This is a genomic window from Arthrobacter phoenicis (assembly GCF_047238215.1).
Lineage (GTDB): Bacteria > Actinomycetota > Actinomycetes > Actinomycetales > Micrococcaceae > Arthrobacter.
Genome location: NZ_JBDFMK010000001.1, coordinates 841,988 through 855,067 on the forward strand (window position 1 = coordinate 841,988; position 13,080 = coordinate 855,067).

Genomic DNA, 13,080 nt, shown 5'->3' on the forward strand with positions numbered 1-13,080 from the left:
AAGAAGACCCTCCGGCGGGGCCCCGCGGACACCATCCGACGTCCCGCGCACCCGCCGGATCGCCTGAAAGGAAAAAGACAATGGCAGGACAATTCGAGATCTTCACCGACACAGATTCGAACGTCCGGTTCCGGCTGTTGGGGGCGGACGGCACAGTGCTCGCTGTCTCCAAACCCTTCGAGGACAAGCGCTCCGCGGCCGACGGCATCATGGCCGTCCGCGAATGCGCTGGAACCGGCCTGATCCGCGAATCGCACGCCACCCCCTGGGGCGGCACCACGTGGACCAAGAGCAGCCAGGCCGCCCGGGCCGGGCACCACCACCTCCGGAGGCACTTGCCGGCCGTCTAAACCGTGAGCGGACCCACGTTGACAGGGCCGCGATTTCAGCGGAGGCGGGAATCCTTGCTACACCTTGGAAGATGCAAGAGTTCCTCTCCTCCGCAATGCCCTTCCTGGCCGTGGCCCTGGCCATCGTCGCCGGGCTGGCCGCGTCCTGGCTGGTGCGCCGCATCGTGCTGCGGCTCAACCGCAAGCAGGAGGCGCTCCGGGAAACCTCCCGCGTGGCCCGGCTGCCGCTGCGCTTCGCGCTCTGCTTGATCGGCGTGCGGATCGCGCTCGCCACCACCACGGCCGACGCCGACTGGCGGCGCACGCTTGACCACGGCCTGGTGATCGCCCTGATCGCCTCCGTCGCGTGGCTGGCGATCGCCGTGCTGCTGATCATCGAAACCCTGGTCACCACCCGCTACCGGGTGGACGTGGCGGACAACCGGCGGGCCCGGCGGCTGCGCACCCAGGTGATCCTGGCCCGGCGGATCGGCGCAGCCCTGATCGCGATCGTGGCGCTGGGCATCATCCTGCTGACCTTCCCCGCGGTCCAGGCCCTGGGCGCCGGACTGCTGGCCTCCGCCGGCCTGATCTCGATCGTGGCCGGCCTGGCGGCGCAGACCTCCCTAGTCAACGTTTTCGCCGGGATCCAGCTGGCCTTCACCGATGCCATCCGGGTGGATGACGTGGTGGTGGTGCAGAAGGAGTGGGGCCGGATCGAGGAGATCACCCTCACCTACATCGTGGTGCACATCTGGGACGACCGGCGACTGATCCTCCCGTCGACCTACTTCACCACCACCCCGTTCGAGAACTGGACCCGCCGGCAGTCCGAGGTGATGGGCACGGTGGAGTTCGACCTGGACTGGCGCGCGCCCGTCTCCGCGATGCGGTCCGAGTTGAAGCGGGTCCTGGCTGGCACCGAGCTCTGGGACCAGCGGGTGGGGATCCTGCAGATCACCGACGCGACCGCCGGCTACGTCCGGGTCCGGATCCTGGTCAGCGCCGCGGACAGCGCCGCGCTCTTCGACCTGCGCTGCCTGATCCGGGAGGAACTGGTGCTCTTCCTGCAGGAGAAGCACCCGACGGCGCTGCCGCACTTCCGGCTCGAATCGCTCCCGGCAGCCATCGTGGCACCGGATCCCCGGACGCCGACCGACCCGCACGATTCCCAGCTGTTCACCGGATCCTTGGAGGCGGTGGAGCGCTCCAAGGCCTTCGCCGGGCCCGGTGAGGATGTGTTTGAGGACCGGGACAAGTCCGCCGCCTCGCAAAACTAGGGCCTCTTCCCAGCGCGGGGATGCGGGCAGATAATCGGGGGCATGACCATCCCCCCGCCGCCCGGACCCGATCCGTTCCCGCCGGAACCCGGCCCCACCTCGCCGGAACCGCAGCCCGGGGACCCGTTCCCGCCGGAGCCGGGACCTACGCCGCCCGGTCCGACGCCGCCGGCGCCCATCCCCCAGCCGACGCCGAGTCCGGCACCCGGTCCCGAGCCCGCGCCCGGACCTACCCCGCCGGGACCGCTGCCGATCCCCGACCCGGGACCGGTCCCGCCGCCGTCGCCGATTCCGCCGGGGCCGGACCCCACGCGGTTCTAGGCTTCTCAATGAAGCGGCCGGGGCCCCTGCGCGGGGCCCGGCCGGTTTGTTTATTCCTGCACGTTAGTCGGTGACGATGTCGCGGGTGCGGTGGTCGTAGCGGATCACCAGGGTGCCGCCGCGGTGGTGCACCTCGTGGTTGGCGCCGTCGAAGGCCCCGAACCGGCCGTAGTTCTCGTCCCAGGACCGGTTGATCGCGATCTTGAAGCTGTAGGCGCCGGCCGGCAGGTCCGCGGCGAGCTTCCAGAGCTGGTCCACCTCGTCGAGCTGCATCTGGGATTCGTCGTACTGCGGGGCCCAGTTGGCCGGGGCGCCGAGCAGGACGTTGAAGTCACCGGCGACGGCGACCTCGGCGGGCTGCTCGACGGGGGGCTCCGCGGGGGCTGCCTCGGCCGGGGCCGCCTTGTCCGCGGCCTTGCGCTTGCGGACGGCCTTCGCCACCGGGGCCACGGCCTCCTCGACCAGCTTGGCGGCGGTGTCCGCCACCTTCTCGGCGACCTTTTCGACCGCCTTCACGGCCTTCTCCGCGCCGTGCGGTGCTGCCTTCGGTGCGCTGTGGCCGGCCGGTGCCGCGGGCAGCGGGGTGTCGGCCGGGACCGGGGTGCCGGCGTCGAGGGCGGCGGTGAAGGTGGCCGGGTCCGCGAAGGCGACCGTGGCGCGCTGGCCGTCCTCGGTGATGGTCCAGCCGGAGCGACCCTTGATCAGCCATCCGGCCTTCACCAGCTTCGCTGACGCGGTGGTGAGCGCCTTGTGGCCGCGGGGAATGCCGCCGCTGAGCAGTTCGCGCTCGTGGTCGTTGAGCGGGACCCGTGCGATCGCCTCGCCGAGGACGACGCCGGCGTTCAGCTTTTCCCCGGACCACACCCCCTCGGTCAGGACGTCCAGCACCGCTTTCAGGCGAAGGTTAGTGTTTTCCGCAGCGTTCGCGCCCATGGGTCTCCTTTAGCAGCTATTGATCCACCTGCATTTTGCCAAGGTTCCCCGGCATCCGCGACCGGCGCGGCGATTCGGCCGGTGACGTGTCCGGATATGACGCGGCCAAGTGACGTGGAAGAGACGCGGATCAGAGCTTGGGGATGAGCCCCGGGGTGTTCTTCTTGTACTCCTCGTAGTCGGCCTGGCCGCCCCACTTCCTGTCCGCCTTCTTCTCCAGGTGCGGGACGCCGCTGACCTTGGTGATCAGAAGGGCAACGAACACCGGGGAGATCAGGGCCACCCACTGCCAGCCCTGCAGCACGGGCAGGGCGATGATGGCGACGCCCACCCAGAGCAGGATCTCGCCGAAGTAGTTGGGGTGCCGGGACTTCGCCCAGAGCCCGGTGTGAATGAACTTGCCCTTGTTGGCCGGGTCCGCGCTGAACTGGCCCTTCTGCCGGTCCGCCGTCGCCTCGATGCCGAACCCGGCGATCCAGACCAGCACGCCGATCAGGGCGAACCAGTCCAGCCCCACGCGGTTGGCCGAGGTCATAGCCACCCAGGCCGCAGCCGCGGTGAAGGCCACCCAGATTCCCTGCATGGTCCAGGTGCTGAAGAAGCGGACGAACGAGGGCTTGATCTCATCGAAGCGGTCGTCCTTGCCGGCCTTGCTGATCCGGCGGAACAGAAAGGACCCCAGCCGGGCGGCCCACACGAGCACCAATGCCGCCAGCAGGAAGCCGCGGGCGTCGATCCCGGGGGTGAGCAGCATCAGCATCACGGTGACGGCGATGTAGGTCAGCGACCCGGTCAGGTCGTAGAAGCGCTCCGTCTGGCGAAGGTAGGCCGGAATGAAAGCCAGCCACTGGATGATGAAGGCGGCCGCCACGGCCAGGGTGAACACCGGGATGCCGCCGGCCGCCGCCCCGTTCTGGCTTCCGGCCCAGGCGAGCCCGGCTCCGAGCAGCACCACCACCGGAATGGCGGCGAGGGCCTTGCGTTCGGACTCTTTCATGGACGTTCCTTCCCTAGGCGGCCCGGGTCCCGGTGCCGGCACTGACTACTAAGCCTACGAACTAGTATTGGGGAAAGTTCCGGCTCCCCCGGCCGCGCCCCACCGCTGAACACGCATCACCCCTAGAAGGAGCCCCTCATGACCCGTCCGCTCAGGAAATGGCTGCTGGCTTACGCCGTGACGGCCGTGATTTTCGCCGCCGTCGACGCCGTCTGGATCCTCACCGTGGCCACCCCGCAGTACCGCAGCCAGATCGGCCACCTGCTCCCGGCCAGCTTCAACGCCGCCGGCGCCGTCCTCTTTTATCTGGTCTTCGTCGCCGGGATCGTCCACTACGGTGTCCGGCCGGCGGACAGCCGAGCCAGCCTCCGGAGCCGGGCCGGGTCCGGGGCGCTGTTCGGCTTCTTCACCTACGCCACCTGGGCGCTCACCGCGTTCGCCGTGCTCAAGGATTTCCCCGCCGTCGTCGCCGTCACGGACATCGCCTGGGGCGCCGCCGTGTGCGCTGCCGTCAGCCCGCTGGTGGCCCTGATCCTGAAGCTGCACCACCCACGCGCCGGGACCGCCGCCACCAGGGACTGACCACCCGTTGCCCGGGGCAATCAGGCTGGCTACAGTGGCCTGATCGCCGCCACCCCCACTCCCCAGGGGGCCGATCCGCGGCCCTCCCCTCTGTGTCAGGAGAACCCCCAATGGAACACCGCACGCTTGGTTCGCTTACCGTCTCCGCCCTGGGCCTCGGCTGCATGGGCATGAGCGAGTTCTACGGCAAGGGCGATGAGCAGGAATCCGTCGCCACCATCCACGCCTTCCTCGACGCCGGCGGCACCCTGCTGGACACCGCCGACATGTACGGGCCCTTCACCAACGAGAAGCTGGTGGGCGGCGCCATCAAGGGCCGCCGCGACGACGTCGTGCTGGCCACCAAGTTCGGCAACGAACGCCGCGAGGACGGCTCCTGGGTGGGCATCAACGGCAAGCCCGAGTACGTCCGGGCCGCGTGCGACGCCAGCCTGCAGCGCCTCGGCGTGGACCACATCGACCTGTATTACCAGCACCGGGTGGACAAGACCGTCCCAATCGAGGAGACCGTCGGCGCCATGGCCGAGCTGGTCCAGGCCGGCAAGGTCAAGCACCTGGGACTCTCCGAGGCCAGCGCGGACACCATCCGCCGGGCCCACGCCGTGCACCCGATCACGGCGCTGCAGACCGAGTACTCGCTGTGGGAGCGGGAGCCGGAGACCAAGGTGTTCCCGGTGCTGGCCGAGCTGGGCATCGGCTTCGTCCCCTACAGCCCGCTGGGCCGCGGCTTCCTCACCGGGCAGCTGCGCAGCGAGGACGACTTCGCCCCGGACGACTTCCGTCGCCACTCCCCGCGCTTCCAGGGCGAGAACTTCACCCGCAACCTGGAGCTCGTGGACCGGGTGACCGAGCTGGCCACCGCCAAGGGCTGCACCCCGGCGCAGCTGGCGCTGGCCTGGCTGCTGGCCCAGGGCGAGCACATCGTGCCGATCCCCGGCACCAAGAAGCGCGACCGGCTGCAGGAGAACCTGGGGGTCGTCGACGTCGAGCTCACCGCAGAGGACCTGGCCCGGCTGGAGGAGCTGGCACCGGCCGGGGTTGCCGCCGGCGGACGCTACCCGGACATGGGCAGCATCGACTCCTAGGCTGCGCCCGCCCCGCCTCCGGCTTTAGCGGCCGGAGGCGGCCAGCTCGGCCAGCAGCTCGGTTTTGCGCTCCTCGCTGGCGAACGAGGACCGGATGGAGTTCGCCGCGAGCCGGACGCAGTCGAACTCGGAGAGGCCGATCACGCTCCTGAGCTGGGTGAAGTTGTCGTCCACGTAGCCGCCGAAGTACGCCGGGTCGTCCGAGTTCACGCTGACGTTCAGGCCAGCGGCCAGCATGCCCGGCAGCGGGTGTTCGGCCAGGGTATCCACGGCGCGGAGCCGAACGTTGGAGAGCGGGCAGACGGTCAGCGGCATCAGTTCCTGGACCAGGCGCTCCACCAGGTCCGGGTCCTCCATGCAGCGGATGCCGTGGTCGATCCGCTCCACCTCCAGGACATCCAGCGCCTCGACGATGTACGACGGCGGGCCCTCCTCGCCGGCATGCGCGATCCGGTGCAGCCCGGCGTCCTTGGCCCGGGCGAAGAGCCGCTCGAACTTCGATGGCGGGTTGCCCACCTCCGCGGAGTCCAGGCCGATCCCGGCGATCGGGGCGTTCATGGCCAGCAGCTTTTCCAGCACCTCCAGGGCGGACTCCTCGGACAGGTCCCGCAGGAATGCGGCGATCAGCAGGGTGGAGATGCCGAACTCCTCCTGCGAGGTAGCCAACACGGAAGCAACGCCGTTGACGCAGGTTTCGAGCGCTATGCCACGTGAGAGGTGCGCCTGGGGGTCCAGCATGATCTCCGCGTGCCGCACCCCGGCGGTGGCGGCGCGGGACAGGTAGGCCCGGGTCATGTCCGCGTAGTCCTGCTCGGTCTGCAGCACGGCCATGTTGGCGTAGTAGAGGTCCAGGAACGATTGCAGGTCCGTGAACTCGTAGCGGGCGCGCAGCTCGTCCAGGTCCGCGTACGGCAGGGTGATGTTGTTTCGCTCCGCGAGCGCGAAGATCAGCTCCGGCTGCAGCGTCCCCTCGATGTGCAGGTGCAGTTCCGCCACCGGCAGCGGGCCGTGGACCTCCTCCGGGACCTCCACGAAGTCCGGGACGCCCTCGGGCCGGCCCTCGGTTGCGTGCTCCGCCTGCGGCGCCCCACTAACTGCCTGCGGCGCCCCAGCGCCGCCGTCGTAACTTTCCATTTGGTAAGGATATGCCCGCCGCGAGCAGGGCCGGATAGAGTCAATACAATGCAGAATGATCAGCAGGCTTCCGATTTCCCCGGCTTCGCGCCCGAGGCGCCCACGGACGGGTTCGTCCGGGTGCGCGGCGCGCGTGAGAACAACCTGCGCAACGTCGACGTCGATGTCCCCCGCGACGCGATCGTCGCGTTCACGGGGGTGTCCGGCTCCGGTAAGTCCTCCCTGGCTTTCGGCACCATCTACGCCGAGGCCCAGCGCCGCTACTTCGAGTCGGTAGCGCCCTACGCCCGGCGGCTGATCCAGCAGGGCCACAACCCCAAGGTGGAGCTGATTACCGGGCTGCCGCCCGCCGTCGCGCTCCAGCAGCGCCGCGGCACGCCCAGCTCGCGCTCCACCGTGGGCACGGTGACCACGCTGTCCAACTCGGTGCGGATGCTCTTCTCCCGCGCCGGTACGTACCCGGCCGGTGCCGCGCCGCTGGATTCGGATGCGTTCTCGCCCAATACCGCCGCCGGCGCCTGCCCGGAATGCCACGGCCTGGGCATCGCCCACACCGTGACGGAGTCCTCGCTGGTCCCGGACGCCACGCTGAGTATCCGGGACGGTGCGATCGCCGCGTGGCCGGGCGCCTGGCAGGGCAAGAACCTCCGCGACATCCTCAGCCACCTCGGCTACGACATCGACACTCCTTGGAAGAAGCTGCGCAAAAAGGACCGCGACTGGATCCTCTTCACCGAGGAGCAGCCCGTGGTGGAGGTGACGCCACAGCGGGACCGCGTCGCCAAGCCGTACAAGGGCCGGTTCTGGAGCGCCCGCAGCTACGTGCTGCACACCCTGGCCGACTCAAAGAGTTCCACCATGCGCGAGAAAGTCCTGAAGTTCATGGAGACCGGTCCGTGCCCGCGCTGCGGCGGCAGCGGCCTGCGGCCCGAGGCCCTGGCCGTGACTTTCGCGGGCCGGAACATCGCCGAGCTGAACGCGGTCCCGATGAGCGAACTCGCCGATACCATCCGGCCCACCACCGAGCTGACCGGCGCCGGGACGGCCTCGCGGAAACAGTCGTCCGGGGAAACCAACGAGGTGGCGGTTGCGATCACCCGGGACCTGCTGCAACGGGTCACGGTGCTGCTGGACCTGGGCCTGGGCTACCTGGCGCTGGGCCGCTCCACCCCCACCCTCTCCCCCGGCGAGATGCAGCGGCTGCGGATCGCCACCCAGCTGCGGTCCGGATTGTTCGGCGTCATCTACGTGCTCGACGAGCCCTCCGCCGGCCTGCACCCCGCCGACGCCGAACCCCTGCTCGCGGTGCTGGACCAGCTGAAATCCGCAGGCAACTCGGTGTTCGTGGTGGAACACAACATGGACGTGGTGCGCCGGGCGGACTGGCTGGTGGACGTGGGTCCGCGGGCCGGCGAGGGTGGCGGCGAGGTGCTCTACAGCGGCCCGGTGGACGGACTCGCCGGGGTGGACGCCTCGGTCACGCGGCCGTACCTGTTCCCCGAGGCTGCTTCGGTTTCCCGGGCGCGCGACGACGGCGGTGCGGGTTCGCGCGGCGACGACGGCGGTGCCCGGGAACCGTCCGGGTGGCTCCAGCTGCGCGACATCAGCCGCCACAACCTGCAGCACCTCGACGCCGACTTCCCGCTGGGCGTCCTGACTGCCGTCACCGGCGTCTCCGGGTCCGGGAAATCCACGCTGGTCAGCCAGGTCCTGGCCGAGGTGACCGGCCGCTGGCTGCACGGGGACAACGACGGCGCTGACGGCGACGCCACTTCCGGAGGCGGCGCTGCCGGTACTGCCAACGACCCCGACGACGCTGAGGATGCCGCGGAGCTCACCGAACCACTGACCGTCGGGCCCGTGACCGGCCTGGAACTGATCGACCGGCTCGTCAAGGTGGACCAGAAGCCGATCGGCCGGACGCCGCGCTCCAACCTGGCCACCTATACTGGCCTGTTCGACGCGGTCCGGAAGGTCTTCGCGACGACGGACGAGGCCAAGGCCCGCGGCTACGGCGCCGGCCGGTTCTCCTTCAACGTCGCCGGCGGCCGCTGCGAGACCTGCCAGGGCGAAGGCTTCGTCGCCGTCGAACTGCTCTTCCTGCCCGGCAGCTACGGCCCGTGCCCCGAATGCCACGGTTCCCGCTACAACCCGGAAACTCTGGAGGTCACCTACCGGAGCAAAAACATCGCGGAGGTTTTGGGCATGACGGTGGACGCCGCCGCCGAATTTCTTGCCCCCGTGCCGGCCGCGGCCCGCGCCCTGCAGACCCTCCGCGAGGTGGGCCTGGGCTACCTACGCCTAGGCCAACCCGCCACCGAACTCTCCGGCGGCGAGGCGCAACGGATCAAGCTCGCCACCGAACTTCAGCGCGCCCAGCGCGGGCACTCGCTCTACCTGCTGGACGAGCCCACCACCGGGCTGCACCCGGCCGACGTCGAGCTGTTGATGGCCCAGTTGCACCGCCTGGTCGACGCGGGAAACACGGTGGTGGTGGTCGAGCACGAGATGGACGTGGTGGCCGCCGCGGACTGGGTGATCGACCTCGGCCCGGCCGGCGGGGACGCAGGTGGCAGGATCATCGCCGCGGGCGAGCCTGCCGCCGTCGCCCGCTCCGCCAAGAGCCGCACCGCGCCCTACCTGAAGTCCGCCCTCGGAAGCCGCGCCCGGCGCTAAGGGAAGCGCTGGGTCAGGCGGCGGGGTTGAAACCTGCGGCGGTCTGTCCTAGCGTGGGCGGATGCCCGGAATCGGGCGATCGCATGCCCGGTGCTGCCTCCACCAGAACTGCCCGATCGGCAGACACCGCAGATGACCTCTATTGTCAGGGGCGGGCAGTGGCGCGACAACGCCCGGGGACGGGCCGAGCGCAGGTGGCCCTCAGGAGCAGCTGAACCACATGAAGACCTCAACCATCACCACTGCCGCGCGCCGCGGCGCCGCCCTGGCCGCCATCTCCGCCGCCGGCGTTGCACTCTCCGCCACCGCCGCCAGCGCCGCGACCCCCGCCGCCACGTCCACCTCCACCTGGGATGCGCTGGCCCAGTGCGAGAGCGGCGGCAACTGGAGCACCAATACCGGTAACGGCTTCTCCGGCGGCCTGCAGTTCACCCAGAGCACCTGGGCGGCCAACGGCGGCACCGGCTCCCCGGCCAACGCGACCCGCGAGCAGCAGATCGCCGTCGCCCAGAACGTCCAGGCGAGCCAGGGCTGGGGCGCGTGGCCGTCCTGCGCCGCGCAGCTGGGCCTCAGCGGAGGCGGCGGGGCGAGCGTTCCCGTGCAGTCCGCCCCCGTTCAGAGTGCCCCGGTTCAGGCCGCGCCGCGGTCTGCCCCGGTCCAGGCACCCGTCCAGGCACCCGTTCCTGCCCGGCACGCGGCCCCGGTGGCGCTCAGCGGCAAGACCTACACCGTGCAGAGCGGCGACAGCCTCAGCACCATCGCCGAGCACCTGAACATCAAGGGCGGCTGGCAGGCACTGGCCGACGCCAACACGGACACCATCAGCGACCCGAACCTGGTCCTCGCCGGGCAGGTCCTGCAGCTTCCGGCCTAACTTTCAGGGCACCAAAAAAACGACGACGCCGGGGCGGCCTTGGGGGGCCGCTCCGGCGTCGTCGTCTGTTGTCTCTGCAGCCGCTCAGGCGGTGCGGGGCAGCTCGCGGATGATGCGGACCTTCCACGCGGCGTCGTCGCTGGTGTCCAGCAGCGCCACCGTGCCGTGGGCCAGGTTCAGGGCCACGCGCTTGGCGGCGAGGAGCTCGAGGTAGAGCTGCTCGTTCATCCGGGCGGGGGTGTCGATGACGTACTTCACGGCGTCGCGGACCTTGCGGTAATTGTCGCTGCGCTCCCGGTGCAGGTGCAGTTCCAGCATCCGGCGCTGCTTCAGCCGCGGCTCGTGCCGGTTCAGCCAGGTCACCGAGGCATGAACTGCGACCACCAGGGCCACGGACACCACGTAGATTTCCCAGCCGCTGGAGAGCAGGAACAGCGGCAGGTTGGCGATGGCGACCAGGGCGATCAGCATGCGGAACGCGAGGATCCTGCGCATCGTCAGCGCCACCGACGCCAGGGCCGCGCGGAAGCCGTGCTGTTCCTTGCGGGCCGCGGCCGGGTCCAGGGTGAACTCCTCGAGCACCAGGATGCCGTTGGCTTCCGGGCTGAGCATCTGTCCGTATTTGGGCGCAAAAGGCGCCGTGGTTTCAGGGGTCATGGCGGATCTTCCGTGGAGCGTGGGTGATTCCGATCCATGATAAATCTCCCGGCTGGGAGCTGTCTGTAGGCGCCCGACATGTGAACACGCTCACCCCGGGCGGCCCGCAATTGGCGATGCGGGGCCGCGGCCTCAAACTGGAGAGATGCAAACTTTCCTGCCCTACTCCGATTTCCGGCAAAGCGCCGCGGCCCTGGACCGTGCCCGGCTGGGCAAGCAGCGCGTCGAGGCCCTCCAGGTGCTCCGCGCCCTGGTCATCCCCCAGTACGGCTGGCAGACCCACCCGGCCGTCCGGATGTGGATGGGCCACGTCCCCGCGCTGACCATGTACGGCCTGGCGATGGTGGATGAATGGGTGGCCCGCGGCGGCGAGGACACCACCCGCGGCCGGATCCTCGAGTTCGCGCCGCAGGCCGGCCACCCGGACTACGCCGACCGGATCCAGATGCCGTACTGGCTGGGCGACCCCGGGTTCCACCTCGCCCACCGGTCCCGGCTGCTGGCCAAGGAGCCTGCGTTCTACGCCGACGTGTTCCCCGGCACGGACCCGGACCTGGAGTACCTCTGGCCCGAACCCAAGCTCGAGCTGCTGCCGGAGGATCCCGAGGGCGAGAAGATGTGGATCCTGCGGCTGCCCGTCGAGGGCACCGATCCTGCGGACCTGAAGACCGTGAGCCTGCCGCCCGTGCGCGGGAAGGGCGCGGCCCCGGACGACGGCGAGTACCAGTTCGTCTACGCCGAGCCCACCTCCCGCCGGCCGGAGAAGAACGCCAAGAAGCGGCCCGCGAAGCCGCAGCCGAAGAAGCCCACCCGGAAGCGCCTGGCCCAGGAGGAGGCGTTCACCACGCTCCCGGGCAAGTCCGTGGTGGCCGTCCCGTTCGACGCCGGCCGCACCTTCGCCGTCGGCAAGGTGGTGGGCCGTCCGATCGAGGTGGAGGGCCGGTTCGCCCGTAACTTCGAGGTGGACGAGGTCATCGCCCGCGAGGAGTTCGACTACCCGGCCCTGCTGCAGGACCCCCGGCTCTTCTTCCCGGTCCCGGCGCGCTAGGCGAGGGCGGGGTCTCCGCGGGGCGGGGTTTCTGCGGGCGGCCCCTCGTTCGTGGCCGGCCTTCCGCTCGCGGGTTCGGACCGCACTCGGCGATTCCATGCGGCGAGAGCGGACCGGACCCGCGAGTGAGTCCGTTGATGTGACTGGTGAGACCAGCCCCTGTGACATATGGTGTCTGCCACCGTCCCATCGCTTCGGCGACGGGCATCACGCCAGACACTGCTTGGGGGAAGTCATGGCTGCAGGAGAAGGAGCCGCGGAGAAGTCGCGGCTCGCAGCTGAACGGGTTGCACGTTTGCGACGGGAGCTGGAGCACGCCGAGCGGAACGCCCACGCCTGGTCCCTGGGTGCAGCGGGCGAAGCAATCCTCGCTGAGAAACTCAGAGAGATTGAGCCGCTTGGCTGGCAGGTCATCCACGATGTCCACTGGCCGGGGCGGCCCCAGGCAAATCTTGACCACGTCCTAATCGGTCCGGGCGGCATTGTGGTGGTGGACGCCAAGAACTGGAACGGAGAGGTCAGTCTCTCCGGCGGAACTCTCCGGCAAAACGGATATGCCCGACACCACAGCGTTGCCGGGGTCGGGCAGCAGGCGGCCGCCGTGGCGGCGGTACTGGAACCGGGGCATCGGCGGTTGGTGCAGGGATGGATCTGCCTGGTAGGCCAGCCGGAGCTCAGCGGTACGGCGAGCGGTGGCACACGCATCGAGGGTCTCAACACCATTGCGCGGGCGGTTGCCGAGCTGCCTCCGGTCCTTGATGCGGCCCTGATTCCAACAATCCATGCCTATCTGCAGTCTCTCCTGGGTGGCGCCACCAGCCCGCAGCTGCTTTCCACGGCGCAGTTCACCGCGTCCAGCACCACAGCATCGCGGCCACCCAGTGCCGCCACCGTGCCACCCCGAAACCCGGGCTCCCGGCGAGACCAATGGGCACGCTCGAAGGCGCCAGCACGGAGTCAACGCCGCCGCAGGGGCCCACAACAGACCAGCTGCCTTGGTGCGCTCTTCAGGTTGGCCGTCCTCATGATTCTGCTGTCCTTCATCTTCAACTTTCTCTCCGGTCTAAGAACGGCAGCGCCGGCAGGCCCGCCAGCTCCACACCCGACACCGACGGTGGTCCAGCCCGTTCCGAAGCGATAGCCCATCCACTCGCTGGTTCGGTC

The 13,080-nt window shown here is 69.7% G+C and carries 12 protein-coding genes; 8 read left to right on the plus strand and 4 right to left on the minus strand.

The genetic code is table 11. From position 1 onward, the window contains the following. Nucleotides 1-80: 80 nt before the first annotated feature. Together ABC337_RS03705 and ABC337_RS03710 are read left to right on the plus strand one after the other, a co-directional pair. Nucleotides 81-350, plus strand: a complete 270-nt coding sequence (locus tag ABC337_RS03705; RefSeq protein ID WP_356903580.1) for a YegP family protein — start codon at nt 81-83, stop codon at nt 348-350. Nucleotides 351-421: 71 nt separating this feature from the next. Further along, the gene (locus ABC337_RS03710; protein WP_412882315.1) at nt 422-1,609 is read left to right on the plus strand and encodes a mechanosensitive ion channel family protein; all 1,188 of its coding nucleotides are present in this window, start codon (nt 422-424) and stop codon (nt 1,607-1,609) included. Between the two features lie 384 nt (nt 1,610-1,993). Here the strand turns inward: ABC337_RS03710 and ABC337_RS03715 are convergent, their stop codons facing one another. Together ABC337_RS03715 and ABC337_RS03720 are read right to left on the minus strand one after the other, a co-directional pair. Continuing rightward, entirely contained in the window at nt 1,994-2,863 is an 870-nt protein-coding gene (locus ABC337_RS03715) for a pullulanase X25 domain-containing protein (protein WP_412882314.1), read from the minus strand. 130 nt (nt 2,864-2,993) lie between these two features. Then, a complete protein-coding gene (locus ABC337_RS03720; protein ID WP_412882313.1) occupies nt 2,994-3,860 on the minus strand; it encodes a DUF1295 domain-containing protein in 867 nt (288 codons plus the stop codon). A 138-nt stretch (nt 3,861-3,998) separates the two neighbouring features. Here ABC337_RS03720 and ABC337_RS03725 point away from each other — a divergent pair, with 138 nt between their 5' ends. Together ABC337_RS03725 and ABC337_RS03730 are read left to right on the plus strand one after the other, a co-directional pair. Then, nucleotides 3,999-4,442 carry a DUF2177 family protein gene (locus ABC337_RS03725; RefSeq protein WP_412882312.1) on the plus strand — a complete coding sequence of 148 codons (444 nt, stop codon included), beginning with the start codon at nt 3,999-4,001 and terminating at the stop codon, nt 4,440-4,442. A 110-nt stretch (nt 4,443-4,552) separates the two neighbouring features. Beyond that, nucleotides 4,553-5,527: an aldo/keto reductase gene (locus ABC337_RS03730; RefSeq protein ID WP_412882311.1), complete on the plus strand. Its 975-nt coding sequence runs from the start codon at nt 4,553-4,555 to the stop codon at nt 5,525-5,527. A 24-nt stretch (nt 5,528-5,551) separates the two neighbouring features. Here the strand turns inward: ABC337_RS03730 and ABC337_RS03735 are convergent, their stop codons facing one another. Further along, nucleotides 5,552-6,661 (minus strand): adenosine deaminase, encoded by a 1,110-nt coding sequence (locus tag ABC337_RS03735; RefSeq protein ID WP_412882310.1) that lies wholly within the window; start codon nt 6,659-6,661, stop codon nt 5,552-5,554. 48 nt (nt 6,662-6,709) lie between these two features. Between ABC337_RS03735 and ABC337_RS03740 the strand changes: the two genes are divergently transcribed. Together ABC337_RS03740 and ABC337_RS03745 are read left to right on the plus strand one after the other, a co-directional pair. Beyond that, complete coding sequence (locus ABC337_RS03740) at nt 6,710-9,337, plus strand: excinuclease ABC subunit UvrA (protein WP_412882309.1); 2,628 nt, start codon at nt 6,710-6,712, stop codon at nt 9,335-9,337. Between the two features lie 220 nt (nt 9,338-9,557). After that, complete coding sequence (locus ABC337_RS03745; RefSeq protein WP_412882308.1) at nt 9,558-10,211, plus strand: transglycosylase family protein; 654 nt, start codon at nt 9,558-9,560, stop codon at nt 10,209-10,211. Between the two features lie 84 nt (nt 10,212-10,295). Here ABC337_RS03745 and ABC337_RS03750 read toward each other — a convergent pair whose 3' ends face one another. After that, nucleotides 10,296-10,868, minus strand: a complete 573-nt coding sequence (locus ABC337_RS03750; protein ID WP_412882307.1) for a hypothetical protein — start codon at nt 10,866-10,868, stop codon at nt 10,296-10,298. Between the two features lie 145 nt (nt 10,869-11,013). On the opposite strand from ABC337_RS03750, the gene ABC337_RS03755 reads away from it, so the two are divergent. Together ABC337_RS03755 and ABC337_RS03760 are read left to right on the plus strand one after the other, a co-directional pair. Next, complete coding sequence (locus tag ABC337_RS03755) at nt 11,014-11,916, plus strand: MSMEG_6728 family protein (RefSeq protein WP_412882306.1); 903 nt, start codon at nt 11,014-11,016, stop codon at nt 11,914-11,916. 235 nt (nt 11,917-12,151) lie between these two features. Then, entirely contained in the window at nt 12,152-13,057 is a 906-nt protein-coding gene (locus ABC337_RS03760; RefSeq protein WP_412882305.1) for a nuclease-related domain-containing protein, read from the plus strand. Nucleotides 13,058-13,080: the final 23 nt, after the last annotated feature.

What these genes read in the sequence shown, in the direction of transcription:
- ABC337_RS03730 (WP_412882311.1), top strand. Translation starts at nt 4,553, where the DNA reads ATGGAACACCGCACGCTTGGTTCGCTTACCGTCTCCGCCCTGGGCCTC.
- ABC337_RS03710 (WP_412882315.1), top strand. Translation starts at nt 422, where the DNA reads ATGCAAGAGTTCCTCTCCTCCGCAATGCCCTTCCTGGCCGTGGCCCTG.
- ABC337_RS03750 (WP_412882307.1), bottom strand. Translation starts at nt 10,868, where the DNA reads ATGACCCCTGAAACCACGGCGCCTTTTGCGCCCAAATACGGACAGATG.
- ABC337_RS03705 (WP_356903580.1), top strand. Translation starts at nt 81, where the DNA reads ATGGCAGGACAATTCGAGATCTTCACCGACACAGATTCGAACGTCCGG.
- ABC337_RS03735 (WP_412882310.1), bottom strand. Translation starts at nt 6,661, where the DNA reads ATGGAAAGTTACGACGGCGGCGCTGGGGCGCCGCAGGCAGTTAGTGGG.
- ABC337_RS03745 (WP_412882308.1), top strand. Translation starts at nt 9,558, where the DNA reads ATGAAGACCTCAACCATCACCACTGCCGCGCGCCGCGGCGCCGCCCTG.
- ABC337_RS03720 (WP_412882313.1), bottom strand. Translation starts at nt 3,860, where the DNA reads ATGAAAGAGTCCGAACGCAAGGCCCTCGCCGCCATTCCGGTGGTGGTG.
- ABC337_RS03760 (WP_412882305.1), top strand. Translation starts at nt 12,152, where the DNA reads ATGGCTGCAGGAGAAGGAGCCGCGGAGAAGTCGCGGCTCGCAGCTGAA.
- ABC337_RS03755 (WP_412882306.1), top strand. Translation starts at nt 11,014, where the DNA reads ATGCAAACTTTCCTGCCCTACTCCGATTTCCGGCAAAGCGCCGCGGCC.
- ABC337_RS03740 (WP_412882309.1), top strand. Translation starts at nt 6,710, where the DNA reads ATGCAGAATGATCAGCAGGCTTCCGATTTCCCCGGCTTCGCGCCCGAG.
- ABC337_RS03715 (WP_412882314.1), bottom strand. Translation starts at nt 2,863, where the DNA reads ATGGGCGCGAACGCTGCGGAAAACACTAACCTTCGCCTGAAAGCGGTG.
- ABC337_RS03725 (WP_412882312.1), top strand. Translation starts at nt 3,999, where the DNA reads ATGACCCGTCCGCTCAGGAAATGGCTGCTGGCTTACGCCGTGACGGCC.